15 protein-coding genes are annotated in these 26,605 nt (G+C 42.8%); 8 read left to right on the top strand and 7 right to left on the bottom strand.

What is annotated here, in order from left to right:
* Positions 1-113 precede the first annotated feature (113 nt).
* From NXR94_RS00400 to NXR94_RS00385, 4 genes are all read left to right on the top strand, one after another.
* Positions 114-560 (top strand): hypothetical protein, encoded by a 447-nt coding sequence (locus NXR94_RS00400; RefSeq protein WP_258102573.1) that lies wholly within the window; start codon positions 114-116, stop codon positions 558-560.
* A gap of 141 nt (positions 561-701) precedes the next feature.
* The gene (locus NXR94_RS00395) at positions 702-1,784 is read left to right on the top strand and encodes an efflux RND transporter periplasmic adaptor subunit (RefSeq protein WP_258102572.1); all 1,083 of its coding nucleotides are present in this window, start codon (positions 702-704) and stop codon (positions 1,782-1,784) included.
* Between the two features lie 27 nt (positions 1,785-1,811).
* Positions 1,812-5,048, top strand: coding sequence for an efflux RND transporter permease subunit (locus NXR94_RS00390; RefSeq protein ID WP_258102571.1), 3,237 nt, complete (start codon positions 1,812-1,814; stop codon positions 5,046-5,048).
* Between the two features lie 15 nt (positions 5,049-5,063).
* Positions 5,064-6,494: a TolC family protein gene (locus tag NXR94_RS00385; protein WP_258102570.1), complete on the top strand. Its 1,431-nt coding sequence runs from the start codon at positions 5,064-5,066 to the stop codon at positions 6,492-6,494.
* A gap of 90 nt (positions 6,495-6,584) precedes the next feature.
* Here the strand turns inward: NXR94_RS00385 and NXR94_RS00380 are convergent, their stop codons facing one another.
* Entirely contained in the window at positions 6,585-10,565 is a 3,981-nt protein-coding gene (locus NXR94_RS00380) for an AAA domain-containing protein (protein WP_258102569.1), read from the bottom strand.
* A 9-nt stretch (positions 10,566-10,574) separates the two neighbouring features.
* Positions 10,575-11,357, bottom strand: coding sequence for a helix-hairpin-helix domain-containing protein (locus NXR94_RS00375; protein WP_258102567.1), 783 nt, complete (start codon positions 11,355-11,357; stop codon positions 10,575-10,577).
* An 87-nt stretch (positions 11,358-11,444) separates the two neighbouring features.
* Between NXR94_RS00375 and hemA the strand changes: the two genes are divergently transcribed.
* Both hemA and NXR94_RS00365 read left to right on the top strand, forming a co-directional pair.
* Positions 11,445-12,698, top strand: a complete 1,254-nt coding sequence (hemA, locus tag NXR94_RS00370) for a glutamyl-tRNA reductase (protein ID WP_258102566.1) — start codon at positions 11,445-11,447, stop codon at positions 12,696-12,698.
* A gap of 14 nt (positions 12,699-12,712) precedes the next feature.
* Positions 12,713-14,866 (top strand): WG repeat-containing protein, encoded by a 2,154-nt coding sequence (locus tag NXR94_RS00365; protein WP_258102565.1) that lies wholly within the window; start codon positions 12,713-12,715, stop codon positions 14,864-14,866.
* Here the strand turns inward: NXR94_RS00365 and NXR94_RS00360 are convergent.
* Genes NXR94_RS00360 through NXR94_RS00340 form a run of 5 tightly spaced genes read right to left on the bottom strand, consistent with a single transcriptional unit; the run spans position 14,863 to position 22,173 of the window.
* On the bottom strand, positions 14,863-16,116 hold the full coding sequence (locus tag NXR94_RS00360) for a pitrilysin family protein (RefSeq protein WP_258102564.1): 1,254 nt from the start codon (positions 16,114-16,116) through the stop codon (positions 14,863-14,865). The two genes, NXR94_RS00365 and NXR94_RS00360, sit on opposite strands and share 4 nt — an antisense overlap.
* Before the next feature lie 9 nt (positions 16,117-16,125).
* The gene (gene porV / locus NXR94_RS00355) at positions 16,126-17,334 is read right to left on the bottom strand and encodes a type IX secretion system outer membrane channel protein PorV (RefSeq protein WP_258102563.1); all 1,209 of its coding nucleotides are present in this window, start codon (positions 17,332-17,334) and stop codon (positions 16,126-16,128) included.
* 33 nt (positions 17,335-17,367) lie between these two features.
* Positions 17,368-20,805 (bottom strand): type IX secretion system sortase PorU, encoded by a 3,438-nt coding sequence (gene porU, locus NXR94_RS00350; RefSeq protein WP_258102562.1) that lies wholly within the window; start codon positions 20,803-20,805, stop codon positions 17,368-17,370.
* A 47-nt stretch (positions 20,806-20,852) separates the two neighbouring features.
* A complete protein-coding gene (gene pssA, locus NXR94_RS00345) occupies positions 20,853-21,524 on the bottom strand; it encodes a CDP-diacylglycerol--serine O-phosphatidyltransferase (protein WP_258102561.1) in 672 nt (223 codons plus the stop codon).
* A gap of 7 nt (positions 21,525-21,531) precedes the next feature.
* Positions 21,532-22,173 (bottom strand): MBL fold metallo-hydrolase, encoded by a 642-nt coding sequence (locus NXR94_RS00340; RefSeq protein ID WP_258102560.1) that lies wholly within the window; start codon positions 22,171-22,173, stop codon positions 21,532-21,534.
* A gap of 48 nt (positions 22,174-22,221) precedes the next feature.
* On the opposite strand from NXR94_RS00340, the gene NXR94_RS00335 reads away from it, so the two are divergent.
* Both NXR94_RS00335 and NXR94_RS00330 read left to right on the top strand, forming a co-directional pair.
* A complete protein-coding gene (locus NXR94_RS00335; protein ID WP_258102559.1) occupies positions 22,222-23,271 on the top strand; it encodes an FAD-binding oxidoreductase in 1,050 nt (349 codons plus the stop codon).
* Positions 23,268-26,603 (top strand): outer membrane protein assembly factor, encoded by a 3,336-nt coding sequence (locus tag NXR94_RS00330; RefSeq protein WP_258102558.1) that lies wholly within the window; start codon positions 23,268-23,270, stop codon positions 26,601-26,603. The genes NXR94_RS00335 and NXR94_RS00330 overlap by 4 nt, the downstream gene beginning before the upstream one ends.
* Positions 26,604-26,605: the final 2 nt, after the last annotated feature.

Genomic DNA, 26,605 nt, shown 5'->3' with positions numbered 1-26,605 from the left:
AACAAGATACAAGTATTACGTGTACACCTTTATAGCTTTGTAATAGAAGCTTAACCAATGGGCAATATTTCATTTTTGCCCTTGAATTGAACTTTGTATAAGTTTGCATCCTGATGAAAGGACTAATCATTAGATTTTTTCTTCCCTTTTACCTTTTCCTGCTCGTCGGCAGCAGTCATCTTTTTGCCCATGCTGATCAGGATTCCCAATCACCAATTGTATCTCAAATTGATGCGGATGATGCGACGTTTTCATCAGATGTTGAGAGTTTAGTCCTAAAGACGCCTGTCCACGAGAAGAAAAGCAGTAGTTCAGATTCCGGGGCAGCCGAAAATGAAGAAGAAAAGGAGGAGAAAGATGAACGTGAAAGGGAGCGTGCATCCTCTAAACAAAAGATCGGTGGAAGCACCTACTTAAGTTCGGGTTATTATTCTGACCTTTCCGGCGATTTTTTCCGATATATTTCAAAGAGCCTTTCAATTCGAAAGCATCACAGCACTTTTTTTGCCTTTAGTCCTGAGAAATCACTTAATGTCATCTACGGCATTTTCAGGATATAGTACCCAAACAGTGGGCTAGAGATTAAATAGCCCGACCCTCATTCGTTAAGCTATAACGTACGAGCGATTTGCGCTCCGGTGTCCCTAAGAACACTGAAAAACACTCATACTACGTATTTTTTTTAAGAAAGTAAAATAATAATGAACAAGATCATTACGCTCATGGGATTGTGTATCATGTTAAGCTATACAAGCTGTAACTCGCACAAGGAACATCATGAGGCTGCTTCAAATTTCATGGTAACGAGTCCTTTGAAAAAGGACACCACCATTATTAGAAATTATGTCTGTCAGATCCATTCTGTTCAGCACATTGAATTAAGAGCCCTGGAACGAGGGTATTTGGAAAAAATTTATGTTGATGAAGGGCAATTCATCAAGAAGGGGCAACTGATGTTCCAAATCATGCCAAGGCTGTATCAAGCCGAGCTACAACGTGCTGAGGCCGAGGCGAATTTTGCGGATATCGAATATCAAAATACCAAGCGCCTTGCTGAAAGTAATGTGGTAGCACCCAATGAATTAGCCCTTGCAAAAGCAAAGCTGGATAAGGCCAAAGCTGAGTTGGCCCTGGCTCAGGTTCATTTAGATTTTACTCAAGTGAGAGCTCCTTTCGATGGGATCATGGACCACTTCCATGTCAGATTGGGAAGTTTGGTTGAAGAAGGAGAGTTACTGACTACCCTTTCTGATAACCATGAGATGTGGGTGTACTTCAACGTACCTGAGGCAGAGTACCTGGACTATAAAATCAAGGTGACACAGGATAGTGCATTGATAGTGAAGCTGATGATGGCGAATAATAAGCTATTTGGCTATACCGGTGAGGTTAATACCATCGAAGCAGATTTTAACAACGAGACAGGAAATATTGCTTTTCGTGCCACTTTCCCTAATCCTAAGGGTCTCTTGAGGCATGGAGAAACTGGTAATGTACTTGTTTCCGCACCGTTGAAAAATGCGTTAATTATTCCGCAGAAAGCCACTTTCGAAATTCTTGATAAGAAGTACGTATTTGTGGTTGGAGAAGACAACGTGATACATTCGAGACAGATCGTTGTGGGAGCTGAATTACCTCATCTCTATGAAGTAAAGGCAGGCTTAAAGGAATCTGATAAGATTTTGCTAGAGGGTCTGCGAAAGGTGAAAGACAGCGATCATATTTCCTACGACTTTTTGGATCCGGAGGTAGCGATTTCGCAGCTCGATCTCCGTGCTGAGTAATATTATTCACCTTTAAAAAGTAGAAAAATGTTTTTCAGTAGAATAATACATAGACCCGTATTGGCGATAGTCATTTCGGTCATTCTTCTATTCACGGGATCTTTAGCAATTAAAAATTTACCTATTTCTCAATTCCCGCAGATTGCCCCTACCACGGTGAATATTTTCATTGCCTATCCGGGGTCCAATGCGGAGGTACTGGTTAATTCGACACTTATTCCACTTGAAAGAGCCATCAATGGTGTTCAGGGGATGAGGTATATATCATCGGATGCTACAAGTGCCGGAGAGGCAACCATTCGTGTCATTTTTGAACCGGGAACTGATCCGAATCAGGCGGTGGTCCGCGTAAAAACAAGGGTGGATCAGGTGATGCCATTGTTGCCGCCTTTGGTGCAACGAGAAGGGGTGATTATTACCCCTATTCAGCCGAGTATGTTGATGTACGTCAATCTTTACAGTACCAATAAGGATGACGATGAGAAATTCCTCTACAACTACGCCAATGTCAACATGATCCCGGAAATCCAGCGGATCAAAGGGATCGCCCGGGCACAAATCCTGGGTAGTAGACAGTTTGCGATGAGGGTTTGGCTGAAGCCTGACCGAATGCGTGCCTACAGGATTTCCGCTGAGGAGGTGATGGAAGCCATGATGGAACAGAGTATCATCGGTAGGCCTGGTAGATTGGGTAGGAGTTCAGGAAAACAGGCCCAATCACTTGAGTATGTCCTGGTGTATCAGGAGCGATACAATAAACCTGAGCAGTACGAAAATATTATTATCAGGGCGAATGAAGAAGGTCAGAACATTCACCTAAAGGATATTGCAGAGGTAGAGTTGGGTAGTGAATTTTTTGATATCTATTCCAACCTGGATGGCTATCCAGCGGCTTCTATCGTTCTCAAGCAGACCGTAGGAAGTAATGCCTCACAGGTTATCGAAGAGGTCAAGGCCCAATTGAAAGTAATGGAGGATGACTTTCCTCCGGGAATGGATTACAAGATCAGTTATGATGTATCCCATTTCCTGGATGCTTCTATTGAGCAGGTGACCCACACGTTGAGGGATGCCTTTATCCTCGTGGCTATCGTTGTTTTCTTATTCCTTGGGGACTGGCGCTCTACCTTGATTCCAATCATTGCCGTTCCGGTATCCTTGATTGGGGCGTTTTTTGTGTTGCAATTGTTTGGTCTATCCATCAACCTGATCACATTGTTTGCCCTGGTTTTAGCGATTGGTATTGTGGTGGATGATGCCATTGTGGTTGTGGAGGCTGTACATGCCAAAATGCATGAGAAGAACCTTTCCGCATACAACGCAGTGAAGCAAGTGATGGGAGAGATCAGTGGGGCAATCATCGCCATTACCCTTGTGATGGTATCAGTGTTTATTCCAATTGCTTTTATGCCTGGTCCGGTGGGAACATTTTATCGACAATTCTCCATTACAATGGCCAGTTCGATCATCCTTTCTGCCATCGTGGCGCTTACGCTTACTCCGGTGCTTTGTGCTATGTTGCTCAAAAGCGATCATGGCAAGAAGCGTAAAAGTTCGCTGATGAAGGGATTCCTGGACAAGTTCAACAACGGGTTCGAGAAGCTTACAGGCAGATACGTTGGCTTATTAAAATTAATCGTGAACAGGCGAGTAGTCACATTCGGGATGTTGGCACTTTTTGGCGCTGGGATATTTTTTGAAAATCAGGTGCTTCCTTCCGGGTTCATACCGAATGAAGACCAGGGAACCATCTATGCCATCATTCAAACACCTCCGGGAGCTACATTGGAGCGTACCAACCAGGTGGCGCTGGAGCTTCAGGCAATATGCGAGGAGGTCGAAGGGATTGAGTCGGTATCCGCTCTTGCAGGATATGAGATCATGACTGAAGGTCGGGGTTCCAACGCCGGCACCTGTCTGATCAACCTAAAAAACTGGGCAGACCGTGAACATTCAGTTCATGAAATCATGGAGGAACTGGAAGAGAAAACACGCGATCTGGGAGCTATTGTGGAATTCTTTGAGCCGCCAGCCGTTCCGGGATTTGGCTCTTCCGGAGGATTTTCGATGAGGTTGTTGGATAAAACGAACTCAACAGACTACCATGAGTTTGAGAGGATCAACAATAATTTCATGGATGCATTGCGCGAGCGTGAGGAGATGACAGGATTGTTCACCTTCTATGCAGCCAATTATCCGCAATATGAACTGGAGATAGACAATCAGGTGGCTATGCAGAAAGGTGTATCTATCGGAAAAGCCATGGAAAACCTGAATATACTTATTGGAAGTACCTATGAACAAGGTTTCATTCGATTTGGACGCTTTTTCAAAGTTTATGTGCAATCCGGGCCTGAATACAGAAGGTATCCGTCGGATCTGGAAGAGCTTTTCGTTAAAAACGAAAGAGGCGAAATGGTGCCATATTCTTCCTTCATGAAGGTGATCAAAAGACAAGGACCGAATGAGATCACAAGGTACAATTTGTATAATTCGGCTTCTATTCGAGGGTTGCCAGCACGGGGGTATACGACTGGAGATGCCATTGCTGCCATTCGTGAGGTGGCTGAGCAAACTCTGCCAAGAGGCTATGATATCGCATGGGAAGACCTGTCCTATGATGAAGCCGGTCGTGGGAATGAGGCTCTTTACATTTTCATCGTGGTTCTGATTTTCGTCTACCTTGTACTAGCGGGTCAGTACGAAAGCTTTCTTTTGCCACTTGCAGTAATATTCTCTCTCCCAATAGGGGTTTTTGGATCTTTTATGATGCTTAAAATGATGGGACTGGCAAATGATGTGTATGCTCAGGTTGGTCTGATTATGCTGGTAGGTTTATTAGGAAAAAATGCTGTTTTGATCGTCGAATTTGCAGTTCAGAAGCATCAGCAGGGAGCCTCCATTTTTGATGCCGCCATTGAGGGAGCAAGGGTAAGGTTCCGACCTATCTTGATGACATCATTTGCATTTATTGCAGGATTGATACCGTTGGTGATTTCTCATGGAGCCGGTGCCGTTGGTAACAAGACGATTGGGTCATCTGCCATGGGGGGTATGCTTCTCGGAACAGTTTTCGGGGTTATTATCATCCCGGGATTGTATTACGCATTCGGCAAATTAATCGAAGGTAAGAGCCTCATTATTGATGAGCAGATTGAGCCGTTGTCAGAGGAGTATGTAGAAAACATAAAAGAGAGGGATAGGATTTGGCATGAAAGACACAAAGACCAATTCCACTCGGATAGTGATGACCTGTCTAACTGAAGAAAGAATTAAGTCATGTTTGAAAAAATAATATTTAAATGCCTTGGGGTCGGCTGTTTAGCACTGAGCTTTTCAGCTTGCACTCCAACTTTAGTTGAACACGCGGTGAACACGGAAGTACCTGTGGGTTATAATGACTCGCAGGATACTTCCAATATCGCGGAAATGAAGTGGAAGGAATACTTTACTGATCCTTATCTGACTGCGTTGATTGATACAGCTCTAAGTAATAATCAGGAGCTGAATATTATGTTGCAGGAAATTGAAATTTCCCGAAATGAAGTCCAGGCGAGAAAAGGAGAGTATTTACCCTCGGTGGGTATTGGCGCGGAAGTTCAGGTTGACAAGGTTGGTCGTTATACCAGAAATGGTGCGTTGGAAGCCAATAATGAAATTAGGCCTGGTGAGGAGTTCCCCGAGCCATTTTCGGATTATATGATTGGGGCTTTTGCCAATTGGGAAGTAGATATATGGCGAAAACTTCGCACAGCAAAAAAATCGGCCTATAAGAGATACCTGTCTTCGGTTGATGGCAGGAATTTTATGGTAACCAATTTGGTGGCGGAGATTGCAAATTCCTACTATGAATTGTTGGCATTGGACAATCAGTTGGCGATCGTAAAGCAGAATATTGAGATTCAGCGGAATGCACTGGAAATTGTGAAGTTGCAAAAGCAATCTGCAAGAGTGACCGAGCTCGCCGTTAGAAGGTTTGAGGCCCAGGTGCTTAATACCATGAGCCTGCAGTATGATTTCCAACAGCTGATTGTAGAAACTGAGAATAGGATCAATTTTCTTATTGGTCGATTTCCTCAACCAATAGCCCGAGACTATGATGTTTTTAGTGAATTGGCAACTGATAGTGTTCAGTTTGGTGTTCCTTCTCAACTGTTGCAGAACCGTCCGGATATCAGGCAAGCTGAACTTGAGTTGCAGGCGTCCAAATTGGATATTAAGGTGGCTAAAGCAAATTTCTATCCGTCATTGGGCATTACAGCAGGCATTGGTTATCAGGCATTCAATCCCAAGTTCTTGTTGAACACCCCAGAATCTATGCTCTACTACCTGGGAGGAGACTTGATGGCGCCACTGGTGAACCGAAAGGCGATCAAAGCGGCCTATTTCAATGCCAATGCTAAACAGGTACAGGCAGCATACGATTATCAAAGGACAGTGCTTAACGCGTACATTGAAGTTGTTAATCAATTGTCGAATATTCAAAATCTTCAGAAAAGCTATGATTTAACGGCAAGACAGGTTGAGGCGTTGACGCAATCTGTGGATATATCAAATACGCTTTTTAAGTCGGCCAGAGCGGATTATATGGAGGTGCTCCTTACCCAGCGGGATGCCCTTGAATCCAAGTTTGATTTAATAGAAACGAAGATGAAACAAATGAATGCTAAAGTGAATATCTACCGTGCACTTGGCGGTGGATGGAATTAAATAAGCAGATGCTGATTGAAGTTGGAAGCCCCGCAGCCGAAAGGCGTGGGGTTTTCTTTTTGTGATGAATAGAGCAACCAGGCACGCGAATTAGCTGGAAGTTCTTATTACAAACTTTCTCAGTTTTTCTTCAGCATGTGCTTTATCCAGCCAGTATTCTCGGCTGTAAAATTGAACAAATGGCCAGTGCTTCTCTGTGAACTGGTCCATTCTGTCGCAATAGGCATCCTTACTTGAAAGCGTTTCGTAAAACAAGTCATCATCGGTAAGAACAAGACCTTGATAATGGCCTTCGTTTTTGGCGGTTAAGTCAGCAAATGGAAGTTCAGATTTGAGCTGAGAAGCAGTATCAACTTTCTCCAGCTTTTTCTTCAAATACCATTCGGGATTATGTGTGTCACCATGGTTTGGTGCTGGTTTCCACTTCCCCTCACTTACATCATGCGCGAAGTCAAGATAGGCTCTCAAAAGCTTGGGACCCTGGTTTTTGGTGCCTTCCGTTTTCATTTCAGAGGGCATAAGGCTTGTTACCAGGTAGATCTCCTCCCTTGCACGGCTTACGGCCACATTTAAACGATTTTCACCGCCCGCCTGATTGAGACTTCCAAACTTAAGTTGAAGTTTCCCATCCTTATCGTGACCATAAGCTGTAGTGAAGATGATAACATCCTTTTCATCACCCTGCACGTTCTCAATATTTTTCACGAAGAAAGTGTCAGGCAGCGTAAATTCTTCGTTGGCCTGTAGATCATCCAACAGGTCCAGAATGTGGCTTTGTTGACTCACATTGAAAGTGACGACGCCAATTTCCTTCTGTGGGTTTTCCTTTAGAATCCTTTGAACCAATTTGACTACAGTACTGGCCTCTTCTCGATTAATGCTGTCTTCCCAGGTTCCGTTCACCTTGATGAAATGGATGGGATTTTTCATTTCAGCTACATGACGATAATCCGGTAGTACTTTGAGTTTGTTATTGTAGAAATGCTCGTTAGAAAATGCAATCAGTTCAAGAGACTTGCTTCGGTAATGTCCCTGTAGGCTTACTTCGGGCAAGTATTGTTTGCCCAAAGAAAGTAATGAGTCGACTTCAAGTTCGATCAGGTCTTCATCCTCCCATCTTACCCGGTAAAGGTCGTTGGGTTGAAGTTGCTTGTCATCTCCGGCTATGACCACTTGCTTGCCACGGTACATGCCGGGGATACCCCGTTCAGCAAAGCACTGGGAGGCTTCATCAAATATGATGATATCGAAAATCTCCTCCATTGGGAAAATGGCCGATGCGGATTCAGGAGAAGCCATCCAGCAGGGAAGAAGTGCAAATAGCTCCTCCTTGTACTCATGGATCACTTTCCTGATAGGCCATACTTTTCTTTTTTTGGTTACCTGGTGGTAAAGCTCGCGATAGGTCACCATGTTATTTTGGCGGTTGAACTCCACCTCATGGTAAGTGCGTTCTCTGGCCTTCAATAGCAGGATCTCTTCACTGACTTCTTTTTTCTCCCGGACGGATTCCTGCAATTCCTGAGACAAGTGGTTCATTTTTAAAGAAGAAACAGCCCTGAGAATAGGGAATTTAGCTTCGATGTGGTCGATCCAGGCTAAGGCAATGCTATTTTGTAGAACTTCAATGATCTCTTCGGGGCCTTCACAGGTCGAAATTAGGTTTTCAATGATTTTAATCTCTGAGGAGGACATAGAGGACTTAATCTTATCATACTCGACCAGTGAGTCAAAGGAGCTGGTAAGTTCTTTATTGATCTCTTGAGCAGAGACCTTTCCGAGCATCAATTGACGGATTTGTTTTTCATTGAGATATCGGCTCCAGAGCTTTTGCTGCGTAGGCACCTGATCCAGGAAATTACCAAGCTTTTTGAGTAAGCTGACATATGATGCTCGTGCATGTTCTTTGCTGGGTGCAAAGTCTGAGAGCGTCCTGATCCCATGGGCGATGTCATTAGATCTGAAGGCCAGTTTTTGATAAAAAAACCAGTTTTGTATGTCGATGATCCTGAATGACTTAGGAAAATCGATCAGCCACTTTCTTTCCTGTATTTCTGAAAAGAGGTGTTCAAAGTTTAACCGGTTGTCAATGCGGTCGAGTAGTACCTCAAACCCCTGCCGATCACTCTTAAGTCTATTGGTAATCAGGATCCGGGTGATAAAGATTTTGTCTTTCGAGAAAAGCTTCCATTTGACCCAACTAAAAATGTTTTTTCTGGCTTTTATGGCGTGCTCCAGTGATTCCTGAAATCGTCCCAAATCGCGCGCCGGAAGTGAAGTCTCCACACCTGAACCCTTAAAGCAGTTCATCATGATACGTTCCTGATCTGTCAGCCAGGGTGGCCTCTCCGTCTCATGCTCCTGCATGAGTTGAAAGTATTTGAATACTGTTTCGTTGTCCAGATTGGTAATGAGCTGCTCCAGATTTTCTCTTTGAGTCAAAAAGTGCAGACAGGTCTCATAGTCCATTGGGCTCGTAAGAAATGAGGCTGATTCTTTCTTAAGCTTTTCCTGAAAATCTCCGGCCTGGGTGATGATGTCTTTTATTTTGCTGAGGTCACCCGCGGTGAAGTGGGAATAATTGGGGCGGTTATTAAAAAATGAATGATCAGAGAATTTGGTATGATAATCCAGGTATTGTCTGAATTTTTGAATTATGCCTGGAACCTCCTGGTAATGGAACTGCCGATAATCCTGATTGAGTGAGATGTGCTGCTCATTAGGGTCAGAAATAAGGTAGAGTTCCTTAATGGATTTACCTGATTCAGCTTCATCGAAAAGAGCCCGCTTGTATTCATCCAGCTCTTCTACTGTCTGATCAATTTTTCGACTGGACTGCTGAAAGGTTCTTTCGAGGTAGATCGCATCCAGTCCATTGTTTTTTTGTTTGTAGGCATCAATATTGTCAATTTGACGTGCTACCTGATCAAAGATACTTTTTCGATCGTTTTTGAAATCATGAACCAGGCCCACAAAATCATGCAGTTCCTTGCTCTTAAGCCTGTTGAAGACAACATCAAGTGCAGCTTTTTTCTGGCTGATTAAAAGAACATTCTTTCCTCGGGCTATGTAGTCGGAAATGAGATTACAAATCAATTGAGATTTTCCGGTTCCCGGAGGCCCCTGGATCACCATGGAATTTCCATTTTTCACCAATCTCAATGCTCTTTCTTGTGAGGCATCGCAATCAAACGGCGTAAAGGTATTTTCTTCTTTTACCTTGTCGGAAAATTTTGTTTTGCTCTCGGCTTCAGGGTTTTCTTTTCTCCTGGAAGTAAAGAAATCAGCTAAACTTTGCTCTACGGGGCTTGCAAGTAATTTTAGGTAGTCAGGTACCAGGTATGATCCTGCCTGGGGAAAAATACCCAGCACCGCCTCAGGATATAATTTTAGCTTTCCTGTCTTCTCCTCTTTATTAAGTTCGGCCTTTTTGTAGTTTCTAAAAGAGCTCAGTTTGTCAACGAAGTTGTCCTGATTAAAATTTATTTCCAGTTGACTTTGCTTGAGTATTTGGTACAGTTTTGTTCTGAAGACAGTCGCATCATCATCAAGGTCTGACAATATGGTTTCCACCAATTCCTCATCTACGGGCACTTGATTGTAATGGGCATAGGCCAGCAGAAATGTCTTGTTGAAAGTGATGTTTACCTGGTCTCGAAGCTGTAATGACCATTGGTTTTTTGACAGAGAAAGAGTGACCGGAAAAAAAATTAGAGGCGCACGTACCAGGGTGTCATCCACAAATTTTCCTCTAATAAATGGCCATCCTACATAAAGGTCCCTCGCTCCTCGCTCCTGGAAAATGAACTTTTCAATTCTGTCAATTTTTTTTAATCGCTCGGCCAGCTGATTTCCACTTCCATCATGGGTATCGATTTGTTGTACCAGAGGGATGCTTCGCTTTTTAGCAATCAGTTGCTCGATAATGTTAAAGCTGACATCATTTATCGCATGATCAAACGCATGAAGATCAATGGATTGATCTGAGATTAAGCGTAGAAATAGTAGTGACCGGTTATTGCTGGAAAGGTTAGTGAGCCTTCTCAAATAAGATTGCAAAACTTTCTCCATTACACCTTTTTAGTCCTCAAGAGAAAGATAAGGATATAATTTTTGATAGAGGCTATCCGTCATCAACTTAAGTGACAAGAGCTCTTCAATGTCCTTGTATCTTCCATGAACCTTTCGGTAATTAAAAATGTGCTTCGCAAGTGAATAATTGATATATGGATGGGTCATAATATGTTTTATACTATCCGCATTTAATGGAATGGTTGGAGTAACCTTTCCCCTGATATAAGTCCATTTTTTGATAGAATCTGCGACCTCGTGCTTGAGTCCGTAGACTTCATAGAGTTGATCTGGCTGGTTAAAGCCACCCAAACGATTCCTGTATTTTACAATTCGCTCTGATAATACCGGACCGACCCCTTTAATTCTCATCAACTCTTCCGATGTGGCAACATTTAAGTCGAATGATTTCATTTCGATCGTTGCCTGCGTGTATGAATCACGCTCAGATTCATATGAGTTGCTGACTTCGCTGAGGCGCTTGTTTGCCCGATTATCTTCGTCGCGATATTCGGTTTTCTTATAGCTGGCTAAAATTTTCTTATCGTATTCTTTGTTCTTTTGCTGTATGGGAAAGGTTTTTCTTTGAATCGACTGTTCAATTTTATGAGCCCAGGAAAGAAATTCCTCTCTCTCAGACGGAGGAATTAACGGAGTGGATGCATAGCGGTGTATATAAATTCGAGGTAAAATGGCAATGGAAAGTATAATGAAAAGCAAAACAAACATGCCGTTCATTTCACCTCTGGAAAGCCCAAAGTGCGCAATGAGCCAACTTTTTATGTGTTTCATGATAAACGTCAGGTCAAATAATGAGCCTTCTCCATGTTATTTAAGGAGAGCCTGTTATATTTTTGCAAACATCTTTTAAAGGTAACATTGAAGAGTTTTAAATCCATAGGAATTTCGTATAAAACGGCGAGTCTTGAACTTCGTGAGCAAGTGACGTTCACAGAAGATTCAGCCAAAGCCTTTATGCGTCGGGCCCAGGAGGTACTTGGTCTCAACGAGATGTTAGTGCTTTCTACCTGTAACCGAACGGAAATTTATTACACTTCTGATGAGCGACTGAAACTGCAACTCTGCACTTTGATGGACATCCATCATGGTTTGAAAGAACCTTCTGCTAATCATTTTGATGACATGGAGGGTGAGGAGGCAATCAGGCATTTGTATGAGGTGGCCCTCGGGGTGGACTCAATGGTGCTTGGAGATATGCAAATTACTAACCAGGTAAAGTCTGCATATCAGTGGTCAGCTGATGAAAATATGGCGGGTCCATTTTTGCATCGCTTACTACACTCCATTTTTTATACAAACAAGCGCGTTGTACAAGAGACGGAATTGAGAGATGGAACAGCTTCGACAGCTTCTGTTTCTGCTGATCTAATTAAAAATTATATTGGAGCTTTTTCAAGCCCCACCATTCTGATTTTAGGCTTGGGAGAGATTGGCCAAACAGTAGCGGAAAATCTCAAGGGCGTAGAAGCGGAGGTTCGTGTTCTTAACCGAACAAGAAGCAAAGCTGAAGCATTAGCCACTCAATTGGGTTATGTTGTTGGTGAGTTTGATAATCTTCAACAGGAAATTAATAAAGCTAATGTGGTGGTATCGGCGATTCATGCAGAACATCCAATCATCACTAGTGAAACATTAGCGGAGCACCACCTGCCGAAGTTAATGATCGACTTATCAGTGCCTCGTAGTATTGACGATAGTGTCGAGTCACAGGGTGTAGTTCTTTACAATGTTGATCAGTTGGAGCAGCGAGCGTGCAAGGCTTTGGAAAGAAGACAAAAAGCCCTTCCTTCTGTTATTACAATAATTGAAGAGTCTCTGGGTGAATTACAAAATTGGGCTCAGGAAATGGAAGTTTCCCCTACGATCAAAAAGCTCAAAAATGCCCTCGAAGAAATTCGCAAAGAAGAGATGTCAAGATACCTTTCAGGTTTATCGGACAAGGAAGTTGAAGTTCTGGATAAGGCCACCAAGGGTATTATTCAAAAAGTAATGAAACTTCCGGTGCTTCAGTTGAAGGCCGCATGTAAGCGGGGCGAGGCAGAAACTCTCGTAGAAGTTCTCAATGATCTTTTCAACCTGGAAAAAGAATCTAGCGGAAAGACCGCGCGTTAACCGGTCGATCTCCTATGCTTCACAGGTTATTTATCACATCCATATTATTAAGTTTTATAGTCTCGCTCTTGAGTGCTGAGGCTTTTCAGGTGATTCGTTCTGGTTCGCTCGAAGGATTGGCAGATGATCAGGGACAAGTTCTTATCCCTCCTGTATATGACGCAATTGGCTGGTCCAATCAACAAACCACTGTGCATGGTGAGTTAATTGGCTATAAAGAAGGAGAAGGATGGGGACTAATATCGGTTAAGAATAAAAAGCTTACTTCACCCCAGTTCACCATATTGGTTCCTTTTGATGAAACGCATGTAAAGGCAGCTATTAAAGGGAGGCTTTCAAACCATCTATTCCATGGCTTAATTGACAAGGATGGCAAGGTCACGGTCAATTTCGAATACTTTTCTATTGACAGGCTATCCGATAAGTCATTAAAGGTTTCTGAATATCGTGATCGCTCAGTTTTCTACGGTGTGTTGAACGATGAAGGACATGCAGTGGTGCCCAGAGAATTCCATGATGTGGACACCATGGGTACAATGTATATTGCGCGGCTTAGTCAAAAACAGAAATTATTCTCTTTCGACGGGGTGCCCGTTTTAGATTTTTGGGTCGATGAAGTCAGTAGAGTGCCTGAAGGGGTTCTTTTGAAGAAAGAAGGTCGTTACGGTTTGGTGTCTCTTGATGGTCAATTGATCCACAAGGTGGCTTTTAAGCATATTGATGCTCAGAATGCACGCCCATTTCAAACCTGGAAAATTGAAGGGGCAGATGACTCCTGGGAGGTAAGCTGTGATTCACTTACTCGAAACTCAAATGGGTCATGGACGGCCTATTTGAATGGTCATGAACATTTGCTTTCGGCAGAAGCCATGAAGTTTGCAGGATTCAATGAATTCCGTCTGGCAGACAGTAAGGGTAATGTGCTGTTGATGCAGAATCAAAGTAACCTGAAGTGGGCGGTCTTCAATCATAAATCAGAGACTCTTGTATCAGGAAAAGACAGTGTTTTTCTGGATAGTTCCTACTTCTATGTCCAGGAAAAAGACAAATGGGATGTTTACAATTTCTTTGGTCGCAAGCTCAACACGCATCCCCTTGATCAGGTAATGGGCAGCCAAAAGCGAATGGTTGGAGTTCGCAGGCACAAGTATTGGGGCTGGATGAATTTCACCGGTCAAAAACAAATTGAATTTAAGTTTGATAGTATAAAGGCCGGACTGAGTGAGGACCAGTTTGCTGCTCAATATGTTGGGAAATGGGGAGTTGCCAATTTTGAAGGTGAATATCCTATTCTGCCAGAATATGATCGCATAGAATGCCATGGCAGGTATTATGTGGCTTATAAAGGAAGAGCAGCTCATATCTTCAATGCCAGTGGAAAGCACGTTTACGTTACTGCTTCTGATGTTTCCGGAGATAAAGTGCTTCGACTTGAAAATGAAGGAAAAGTGGGGGCCATTTTCTCGGATCAAAATATTTTTTATCCGGTTTATGACAGCATTCAACCTATAGGAGATTATTTCGCTTTATACTCCGATGGATTTGCTTCTGTACAAGATCAGGAAGGGGAACAGGTCTTTAATTTTCAGGCTGGAATTCAGGAGGTTTATGGTTTCTCAGAGGATTTCTTTTTGATCCGAAAGGATCAAAAGTTTGGTTTAGTAGATTCTGAGGGACGCTTATTGATTGTCAACCGATACGATGGGGCTCAATGTTTTTCAGAAGGACGAGCGGCGGTTTCGTTGATTGGTAAATGGGGTTTTGTGGACAAGCAGGAATTGCTCAAAGTACAGCCCTTTTACAATGAAGTAAGCGCCTTTAAAAACGGCAAAGCGATTGTCAGAAGGGGCTCGAAGTACGGGATTATCGACAAGGATGGGCGAGAAGTCCTGAAAATGGAATGGAATAATATATCGAGACAAGCTACCGGTAACTACATTTTGGAGGATCAATATGGCCGATACGGGATGGCCAACATGGATGCTGAAATAATACTATCACCCCTTTTTGAAAGTATCGAAGATGTGGGGAATGATCAGGTGATTGTCCAAAAGTCAGGAAAAAAAGGAATTATGACTTACGATGGCTATACAGTCACTCCTTTTAAGTATGATAGAATCGAAGTCTCAGGCGATCAGGTCTTACTGCTCGAGCATCAACTTTATTAACCCACAATTACCTCAATAAGGTCTTTATTAAAGTATTTCGCTGCTGTTTGACGAATGTCCTTAGCGGTGCAGGATTCCAGTTGGTTGAGGAATCCAATCCAATATTGTTGGTCTAATCCAGCCAGGTTGTTTTGCACAATGTGCTGCATCGAGTTGAAACAATTATCAAAGGACATCAGCCATTTTCCCTGTAAATAGCTTTTGAGTGTGGCTAATTCTTCCTCGGAAGGTGAGGTGGTAGCTAGTGTCTGAATCTCTTTTTTTATCTCATTTACTGCGAGATCAGCTTTTTCCTTGAGAACATCGGTGCCAATCGTCCAGTAGCTACCATCTTTCAGATGCACAATGCTGGAGTGAATCCCATAGGTAAGTCCCTTTTCTTCCCGGATATTTTTCATCAGCCGCGACCCGAAGAAACCACCAAGTAGTTCGTTGGTAATATGCAGCAGGTGAATATCCGGATGATTCTTATCGATGATCTGACCTCCCATTCGGAGACTGCACTGAACAGCGTTCTCCCAAATTATGTGCTCTCCTGAAGAGGAAATCGTCTTATTCGAGGAAGTGTTGGCCGTGTTATAAAACTGTAAAGGTTTGAGTGCCCCATTGAGTAACTCTATTTCGTTTTGAGAAACATCTCCTGCGAGAAATATGGAGGGCTGCGTTAGTAATCCATTTTGATAGAACTTCAGCACTTCTTCGTGAGTGGTGGATACGACCTCCTCAACGGATGAGATTCTACCATAAGGATGTTGAGCTCCAAATACCTTTTCTCTGAATTTCAGGCTAGCAAAAGCATTGGTCTTGGCATGTTGCTGCTTGATTTGTTGGGTCCGAATGTTTTTAGCCTTTTCAAATTGTCGCTCGGGGTAGATGGATTCGTTGAGCAATTCGACGATCAAATTCAACTGGCTGTTGAAGTATTTCTTAAGGCAATAAAGCCTTATATGGACATGGTCCAAACTTGGTCGAATTTCTAAATGGCTCCCGTGAAAATCCAGAAAAGAAGCAATTTCTGCGCTGGATTTTTCTCGGGTTCCCTCCATGAGCATTTTAGCAGCCAAATAAATGGTGCTGTTGTTTTCAGTGGAGCGGCTAACAGGAAAGGCCAGATCCAGCATAATTGCCGGTTGATCATGCTGTGTCAGCACTACCAGTTCCATTCCCTCCGAGATTGGGATGATCTCTGGACTGGGTAGGTTAGGCTTTGATATTTTCTCTGCGGCTGGTGCTACGGATCTGTCGAGCATAGTTCCGGACTATGATTCGTTTTTGTCCATGTTAAACTGGAAAGAAAGACGTAACGTGTCGCCAAGAGGGTGGTCCTTTTTCTGTGGTACTAGATAAGAGAAGTCCACACCAAAAACCTGGTATTTGAAACCGACACCGGCGGTGAAAAACTTACGGTCTCCTTTGTTCTTACTTTCTGTAAAGTACCCTATACGAACCGCAAAGACATCCTGATAGTTGTATTCTGCGCCGACGGAGATCATTACCTCTTGCATTTCTTCAACAAAACCATCAGGAGCATCACCAAATGATCCAAAGGTGCCTGCCATTAAAGTTCTGTTTGGATCTTTTCCTTTTGCTATTACAAACTCCCCTGTACTCGGATCGATTACCGGATCTCCATTGTTATCCAACTCATAGATTGGAGGTGTTGGCACCAGGAGCTTACTAAAATCTAATAGTAGCGTGATAGAGTTGTATGGGTCAAGATTGGATTTGAACGCTGATCCCAGTCTCAAGGTCGTAGGGATGAAGTCCTCATTGCTCTCGTTACTGTAATTGATCTTTTGCCCAAAATTACTTAGGGTAGCTCCGAAAGCTAGTTCTGAATCCGTACCTGAAAAAATAATAGGTTGTTTGTAGTAATACCCAATATCTACTGCCACACTGGTACCGGCTTTTGCATCCGTGTTTCCAGTGATATTTCCGGCAATGTTTGACCAGATAAATCGCCCCGTAACCCCAACGGACATTTTTTCAGTCAATTTCCTTGAATAAGTACCGTCCAATGCTAATTCATATGGATTTTCGATATTTAATGGATCTCCATTCTCACTTGTAAGCTGGATTTCACCGAGATCAAAATACCGGAAGGAAAATCCAAAACTTTGGATTCTGTCAATTCTTTTATAGAAGGTCAGGTAGTTCAACGACATGTCATTGATAATCTTTCCTAACCAGGGTGAGTAGGAAAAGGATACTCCAAGGTCTTTCTCAATAAACGCAAGTTTTGCGGAGTTCCAGTAATTACTGTAAACATCTGGGCTAGAAGCAACGCCAGCATCTCCGAGAGCTGATCCTCTACTATCCGGGGCAAAGCTTACAAAGGGAACAGCAACGGTTATAGGATTTCTGCCATCATCCTGTCCGGTTATCTTTTGGTTGTTGGTCTGCGCAGCAAGTGCCAGGGGGGTGAAACCCGCAGCGATGAGTATGATCCTAAAAAGGCGATACTTCATGAAAATATTGTTTTAAAAAGTTTGCAAAGATACTTAATTATTGATTAGCAGTCTCTGAATTACCTCGTTGTTTGCACCATCAATTGTACTAATTACTTTTAATCTATAGAAGTACATTCCATTCTTTACCCGGTCTCCGTTATTGTTAGTCATTAGCACAGTCAGATCGTCAACCTCCAGATTGGCATCATCAATAGCAAATGTCCATTTGTTAACTTTCCCTCCCCATTGGTCATATAGATCAACAATCACAGTGAGTCCTTCACCAAGACGATCATGCTCGAAGGCAAAGGTCGTGCTGCCATCGCTAGCAACAGGGTTCGGAAAGTTCATTACGTTAAACAGGCTTATTCTCGGTTTATCAGAGACTTTAAAGTCAACTGATTTTATAGTGTAATTATTGTGTGTGTCCCAAACCTTTAATTCTCCATGATACCTTCCGGCAGGCAAATTATTAATAGGATAAACGATTTTTCCGGTAGTGTAATCATCTCTTGAAGCCGTGTAGTAATCGTTTAATTCCAAAGTCAGCGTATCATTGAGCGTTAGGGTCAGGTTTTGATTAAACCCATTGGTGCTGATGTTAATGCCGTTATTGTCAGATAATTCGGCAATGAACAGGCTACTCGGGCCAACAACATCCCCGTTTTGGAAGGATGGATCATTCAGGTAAAGTGATATTTCCGGAGGGGTATTATCGATTTCAAATTCACCTGTACCACCTATCACGAAATCTCTCGCACCACCATTGGCGTCTAATAGCTGGTTATCAGCCATTGCATAAGCGGTGATTTTCCCTTTTTGATATTTGTAGGAGGAGTTCTTCGGTAGTACGAATGAAACTTCAAATGACCCATTAGTGATACTCACCTCGCCTCGAAATAGCGCATTATCCTGTTCTGAATATTGGAAGGGGTCATTGACCTCACCTTCAATGGAACCATAAGTGGGGTTGTCTAAACCCAGAGTGATCTTTTTTCTTGGGATGTCCCAAACAGTGATTGAGGCATAACCATTGAAATCATTATCAACTGTAGAAGAATCCAGATAAACATTGCCGGTAAGCGTGTAGGTGCCCAGTGCACTCAATGTGTCAGATTCCAGGCTATCAAAACGGATTTCATACTCAGGGTAATTGAGACGAAGCATGGGATCCCCTAACAGGGCGAAGTTTCTATTAATAGGCCCTCTAAGGCTGTTGTTTTTAGTGATTCTTACGATATCGCCGAGACGTGGATACTCGCCCTTAATCCTTTGAAATGCTGCATTATGAAAAGCTTCGTTCACGGGGTAATTGGTATGAGCGAATACTGCTCTGGTGGTACTTAATAAAGCAATTGCACCTCCATTTGGATGTGTTAGTAGTCGTTCTCCGCCTGATTTCTCGAGACTGGTGGACGGGTCGTCATACACTCCGAAAATACAGGTTGCAGTCACAAAAAGTGGGAGTTTATGCCGGTTGGTAAGGTCAGAGATCCATAGTCGATCCACAACAGATTCCTGCATTAAGTCATTATTTCCGCCATGTCCCAGGTAATCCAAAATAAGGACGCCATCCTCAAGTCTTTTCTTGATGGCAGCTCGCATGTCCGGACTTTGACGATCCGGTTGCTGGAAGTTGTCGATGTACAGGCGCTTGGCATTGTACTGAGGGTGGTCATCAAACAAAATTTGATTCAGCTTCTCGGAATCCTCCATATGTTGATTGCCATCTCCATCGTCAGCCATATAAGCAACAGCAGTTCTCCAGGACCCGAAGGCATTTTTGCTGGTGGAATACCGAATAATTTTGTTTACCACATTGGTGGCGTCTTCGAGACTATGAACGGGGATTCTTCCCACGCCTATTTCCAGGGTATGGTCAACGTAGGTTCCGGGAATAGGAGTGCCACTTGGGTATTGATCACCTTCATACCAATCACCCTCGTCCTCTTCAAAGAAGCCATAATAATCATCCGATGAATGGCTATAAAGCTTGTGGATGGACTCTCTTGATTCATAGACAGGGACAAAGTTTTCTTTTTTTAATCTGTCGTCAAGTCCTTTATAGTCAAAAGAAGCGTCCCCGAAAAGCAACGCATACCTTAATTGCGCCCCCTGATCATAAACATATTTGAGGTAATCTCTGATGGCCGTGAGATCCTGCATTCCCGAAGCGAACTCATTATAGATTTGTCGGGTGGTGACCACTTTTACAGATAGTCCGTCATAGGAGGCATGAAAATCGGCCAGTCTTTGAGCCTCACTTAGGAATTCCGGGGCACTGACGATGATAGCATCAACATCGACGTTGGCCTTGAGGTTTTGGTTTGCAATGCTCCCGCTGGCTTTGGGTGTCGGACAAGTGTTTACCTGAAAAGCAATGTATTCACTAAGAAGACCTGCATTGCTTTCTGTAAAGGAAATGGTATTTCCATTCTGATTATAGGCCTGAACCTTTGGGTTGATGGGATCTGTAATATTCCAAATAGCGACATTACTTTTGCCCAGAGAATTGAGATTGTAGGTCGCTGTATTTCCTATGGCTTGCCTGCTTCTGAATTGCATTTGGTCATCATATAAAGCCAGTGTTCTCTTAAATCCCAGATAGAAATAATCAATGTGCCCTGCACTGTTTCGGCCGTTGACTCTATTTTCATTGAAATAAAAGAGTAGAGATAGAGACTCAGAAGTGTTGTTATCTATGGTAAAATCCAACGGGTATTCAATCGCACGATCAACATAGGTTTGATCTAAAATGGGACTGACCAGTTGATTGGCCAAAAGTGAACTGTTGAGGAAAATATCAAAGGACGCATCAAAGAGTGAGGCTCCCAATAGGTTCATTTTGATGCCAATAGAATCTTGAATACCTGGAACCGAGTATTGAAATGCCTTTGAAATATCACCACCGAACGATGTTGTCAAAGGGAAGCTATACCAGATTCTACCAGAGTTTAGGATGTTATCCTCTTCAGATTTATGTGCGATGTAATCATCAAATTCAGTAATGGGAGTACCGGCTGGTGAACCAGCAGGGATAGCGCCGGCCCTGATTCCAACAGTTCCACCGAAAGTCAGCAAATAGTAGGTGGTATCTGAATATGGATTATTAACAAAGTCGAGAGAGCCGTCCTCCTGAAGCTTCAATTTATCAGGGCTATTTCCATAAAAGAGAAAATAATCTCCTTCATTAAAAATACCGTCATTTTCCCCTACTGCGACGATAGCGTTTTCCGGAGGATCATCATATCTGAAGATACTATTGGCTTGGGGAAGTGGGCCACCGCCGGCGTGTCCATAGAGTTTTACCGTTCTGGGGTCAATTGATGCCGGATCGACCTTTAACTGGTTGGCAAAGAAATTTCGATCCAGCTTGTAAGCGCCATTTTCAGTTATCCCAATTTTAAACCAGGGGCCTTCAGAGAGAACACTCTGGGCATGGCTGACATAGAATATCAGTGTGACGGTAAAAAAAAGGAATGCTCTCATTCTTGCTATCCAACGCATTTCAGTCCACAAAAGTATGAGGGATCAATTTAAACGCTCTTTTTAGAGATAAAATTCCCGAGAATTGAAACGATGATGTAGGTAGGTATGATATAGACGACACCAGATTTTCCTAAGATCAGGATCAAAGCCAAGCTCATAATGATCAAAAGGTATCGCCATAAATTTTCTTTGAAACCAAAGCTGCTAAACTTCAACGCGAGCATTGGAATATTAGATACCAGCAAAATGCAAGAGGCAATAGCCAGTACGATTAGCTGCCAGCTTTCTAAACCATTGGGAAGGAATCCCATGGACGTAATCATAATGGCATTTGCGGGTGTTGGTAGACCGATGAATTGATCAGCTTGTCGAGTATCAAGGTTAAATTTGGCCAGTCTCAAGGCAGAAAATGGAGCAATCAATATCGGAACATAGGAGAGTATTAAAGGATCTATGCCCGTTTTGGCCAAGGCTGCCTGCAAGTATATGGCTGGTAAGAGCCCAAATGAGATCATATCCGCCAGTGAATCCAGTTCTTTGCCCAACTCGGATTTGACATTCAAAAGCCTGGCTGCAAAGCCGTCAAAAAAGTCAAAAGCCGCAGCTACAATCACAAAGTAAATGGCATTCCACAAGTCTCCTTTAATGATAGAAATACATCCCAACGCTCCTACAACAAGGTTAGTGCAAGTCAAAATGTTAGGAATGTGTCTCTTCATTATATGATTAGCCTCTTACAAATGGGTTGTTAACTTTTTCAAAACCGATGGTGGTTTCGGGACCGTGTCCTGGATAAACCACCGTGTCCTCCGGTAAGGTATATACTTTTTGCTTTATGTTATTGAGCAGGGTGTCATGATCGCCTCCGGGAAGGTCAGTTCTGCCAATGCTTTGTCTGAAAAGTACATCGCCACCGATCAATACTTTTTCGTTTTGGAAATAAAATAGCTGGTGTCCTGGTGAGTGCCCTGGTGCTTCAATGATAGAGCACTCTTCATTTCCGACCTTAAGGGTATCTCCTTCCTTCATCAATTCATCGGGTTCACCCTTAGTATAGCCATGAATACCATATCGTGATGCGACCACCGATACGGACTCATAATTGGCAGCTTCATTTTCTGGTATCCACAAAGGACATTTGAAATGATCCTTTAGGTAATAGTTGCCAAGAACATGGTCCACATGACAGTGCGTATTGACAATTTTTACAACTTTAAGGTCTTCGCTCGCCACAAAACCAATGAGCTCATCCCTCTCGTATTTTTCATAGCATCCCGGGTCTATGATGATTGCCTCCTTTGTCTCATCCCAAAGAAGGTAGGTGTTTTCATAAAAAGGGTTAAATACGAAAGATTTGATATTCATCATTGATCTTGGTGCTTGAATTCATGCAAATTTGTACAAAATATACGAGTGTTGAAGAAAGTTGATTTTTTGATTGTAGGTCAGGGAATAGCAGGTTCTTTGCTGGCTCTGGAGCTTATGTCCAATGGCAAGAAGGTGCATGTTCTGAACAAGGAAACGGAGCATACATCCTCCAAAAAGGCCGGTGGACTCTACAATCCAATCACTGGCAGACAAATGGTCAAAACCTGGATGGCTGATGATCTTTTTCAGGACCTGCAAGCTTTTTATGATCGGTTAGAGCAACGCCTTGGGGGTAAATTTCACTATCCTAAAACCATCTATCGGCCATTTTTTTCAGTAGAAGAACAGAATGACTGGCAGGGAAAAGCAGGGTCGAGTGATTATTCGGCCTATTTGAAGGCAATTAGAACCAATAGCTTAAATGTTCCTGGGATTAAGGATCAGTTCGGAGGGCTTGAGTTGAAAAAATCAGGTTCGGTAGATCTTCCGGCACTTTTAGAGAAGGCGAAGGAATATTTTGTTTCCAATCAATCCTATTGCGCAGGGGAAATGGTTTTTGGTGATCTGGTCATTGAAAACTCGGGTGTTAAATATCAGGACATACAAGCGGAAAAAGTCATTTTTTGTGAGGGGCCTGATGCTGTCAATAATCCTTATTTTGACTGGCTTCCATTTAAGCCTGTTAAAGGAGAGGTGTTGGAAGTGGATGTTGATTTGCCATCAGATAGGATATTCAATCGTGGTGTTTTTATGCTGCCAAAGAATGGTTACTTCAAGGTAGGTTCCACTTATGATCATAGCACACTGGATCATAACCCGACAGCTAAGGGAAAACAAGAGTTGATTGACCGACTATCCAAACTAATGGAGTTGGAATTTGAAATTGTAGGGCATAAAGCCGGGGTGCGACCAGCTACCTATGATCGAAGGCCGTTCATAGGAATGCTGGAGGATCACCCGCTCATCGGAATTTTTAATGGGTTCGGTACAAAAGGGGTTTCGCTCGTGCCATATTTCGCAACCCAATTTGTAAATTACTTGTTAAGAGATGAAGGCCTTTCTCCGGCCGTTGATATCCGGAGAGTTGAAAAAAAATGAGATACTTCAAGGAAATATTATTGATTGGGACTTTCCTGATGGTGGGATACTTATCTCATGGCCAGTATTATTATACTGAATTTGGTCAGAACCGAATTCAATACAAGAAGTTCGATTGGTATTTCTACTCCACAAACAACTTTGAAGTATACTACTATGCCGGGGGGCATGATTATGCCCGTCAGGCCATGGCCTACCTCGAAGATGAGTTCACCGAGATCACGGATATTTTGGGTTATGCTCCCTACGCCAAAACAAAGATCTTCATATATAACTCTATACAGGATTTACAGCAAAGTAATATTGGTATTGGCGGTGATGTATTTACCATAGGAGGAAAGACTGACTTCGTAAAGCTCCAGGTGGAAATACCCTATCCCGGGACAAGCGATGGCTTTAAAAGTTCCATCAATCAGCGCCTTTCCAGAATATTGATTGAAGACATGATGTATGGGGGGAGCCTGGCAGAAATATTCCAGAATGCTTATCTCCTTAGCCTGCCCGCCTGGTTTATGGATGGTGCCTCTCGTTATTTGGCCTATGGCTGGTCAGATGAGATGGATGACTATGTTAGGGATTACCTAGTACGTAGAAAGATTAAGCGGTTTGTGAAAGTTCAGGGGGAAGATGCAGCCATACTGGGTCAATCTATCTGGAATTTCATTGCCGTAAAATATGGAGAGAGCAATATCTCTAACATATTGAATCTGACCAGAATCATTCGAAATGAAGAGAACAGCATTGCCAGTACTCTCGGTCTTTCGTACAAGCAGTTCCTGGAAGATTGGCAAAACTATTACCTCCTGCAGGAGGAGGAGATCAAACAAAATTATATAACCCCTGACAAGGAAAATGAGCTTACTTCCTCGAGGTATTTTAAGGCTCGGCTTGGTCACGTGAAAGTGAATAAAACCGGAAATCTGGTTGCATACACCTATCATAAGAATGGCAAATTTGATGTGATCGTAGCCGATTTGAAATCGGGCAGGCAGCAGAAGGTTATGCAGGGAGGTTACCTGATCAATGGACAGGAAGTAGACTATAACCTACCCTTGATCGACTGGCAAGCTGATGAAATATTGGGGATACTATATTACAAACGTGGCGATCTGATATTGTCTACGCACAATTTGTCAACCGGGCAAAAACTCGATAAACCATTGGAAAGGTTCAATCAGGTAAAAAGTTTCTCCTTTAACCACAATGGCAAGTTGGCGGTGCTCAGTGGTGATATTGACGGTCAAAACGATATTTTCCTGATCAGTATGAGAAGGAATGCGCTGAAAAGAATCACAGATGATACTTACGATGATATTGATCCTGTTTTTATTCCCGGGACAGCTGCGGTGATCTTCAGTTCAAACAGGAAGTCAGATTCTGTTGAGGTGAGCTCACCTTCAATACAAGACATTGGACAGCTCTATAATTTGTTTTTGTTCGATTTGGACACATCAACAACCCGGTTCCAGCGCTTAACAAGTACATATGGTAAGGACACCAGGCCCATTGTGAAAAATGAATATGTGGTCTACTATTTATCGGACCTAAAAGGGATCAATAATGTCTATAAATATAGCTTCCTAGATTCTCTATCCTACCAGGTGAGTGCCTATAAAAATGGCATTCGTGATTATGATTTATCTGCTAGTAGTAACAACCTTTCTTACATAATGCTGGATGATGGCCGGGAAAAGGTTTATGTAGAAATGAACCCTGATTTGGATCAAAGGATTTTTACTCCGCAAACTGGCCGGAAAAGATTGGAACAAGCACGGATGGTAGTCAGCAAAATGCAAAACGTTTATGTTGACCCCAATACGCCATTATATCCGGTAGAGGAAAAGAAACCTGAAGTAGAGGTTGAGGACCTCAAGATACCGGTAGAAGATTCACTTCTAATGCCTGATGAGTTCCTGTTTGAAGAAGATACCGTGAAGAAGGTTGATCAAACAGATGCTTCGGAAATTGGTGAAGCAGAGGAGGACAATATAGAAGGAGAAGATTTTATTGATATTAATAATTATGAATTTGAGGATGACGATCGTCCGACCTTCAAGCCGGAGTCTTTCTTTAGCAACTACCAGAAGTTCGAAAAGAAGCGTACGGTGGTTGGTCCCATTGCCTATGAGCCACGGTTTAGTTTTAGCAATGTAGTGACCTCAGCGGCTGTTGACCCTTTGCGGGGATTTTCCTTTTTGGTGGAATCAGAAGTGAGTGATATTCTTGAAAATCATAGACTGACAGGCGGGTTACTTGCCACAAGTGATTTCAAAAGCGGTGATATTTTCGCTCAATATGATTACCTGAAATATTGGATGGACTTCAGGGTTAGGCTTGATAGAAAGACCTACCTTTTCATGTTCAGCCCTGAAAATTCAAGCAGTTCCGATAACGAGTCCAGACAGAAATATGTATTGGATAAATGGGAGGTTTCTGCCGCTATTCCAGTGTCAAACACTGTTCGTTTTGAGTTTTCACCATTCGTTGCTGTCACCAGTTTCCAGAATCTTCAAAGTGACTATGTGATCAGAAATTCCGCAGCCTCAGGGTTTGCAAAAGACAACAGAACTATTTATCCGGGCATTACTACCTCGATGGTCATCGACAACACAATCGAAAGGGGCTTTAATATCCATCAGGGAACACGTGGCATCGTGGAGTATAGCAACTACAAGTCGTTATGGGATGATAGTAGAAGCTTTTCTAAGATTAAAGTCGATTTGAGGCATTATCAAAAAGTTCACCGTGAAATAACCCTTGCTACCCGAGCTTATTTTGGGAAATCGATGGGCAACAACCGGCAGAAATTTTTGATTGGAGGGATGAAAAACTGGATATTCCAGCAATATGCCAATCAGGGAACAGAGGACCCACTGGTATTAAGCAATACCCTGGAAAATTCGAATATTCTATTCACTGAGTTTGTGACCAATCTAAGAGGCTTCGACTATAATGAAGCATTTGGTACCAATGCATTTGTGTTCAATGCCGAGCTTCGGGTGCCTGTATTCCGCTATTTTTCCAGAGGGCCGATAGCCTCTAACTTCCTCAGGAACTTCCAGTTAGTTGGTTTTTATGATTTGGGGACTGCATGGAATGGGAAGGCACCAGTTGCAGGGCACAATGCGGCTCTAACAAAAAAATACCATGAACCCGGCTCATTGTTCAGTGCAGAGATAGCGAGTTTCCAAAACCCATGGCTCGCTGGGTATGGCTGGGGTCTGAGAACCGTCCTGTTTGGGTACTACATTAAGTTGGATATAGCGAAACCAATTCAGGATTATCAAATTGGATCTAACAGATTCTATTTCACAATTGGTTTAGATTTCTAACT

This window comes from Marinoscillum sp. MHG1-6 (assembly GCF_024714475.1).
In the GTDB taxonomy this organism is placed as follows: domain Bacteria; phylum Bacteroidota; class Bacteroidia; order Cytophagales; family Cyclobacteriaceae; genus JAMZMI01.
The sequence above is the reverse complement of the archived record's forward strand: the minus strand, read 5'-3'. Positions and strand labels throughout refer to the sequence as shown.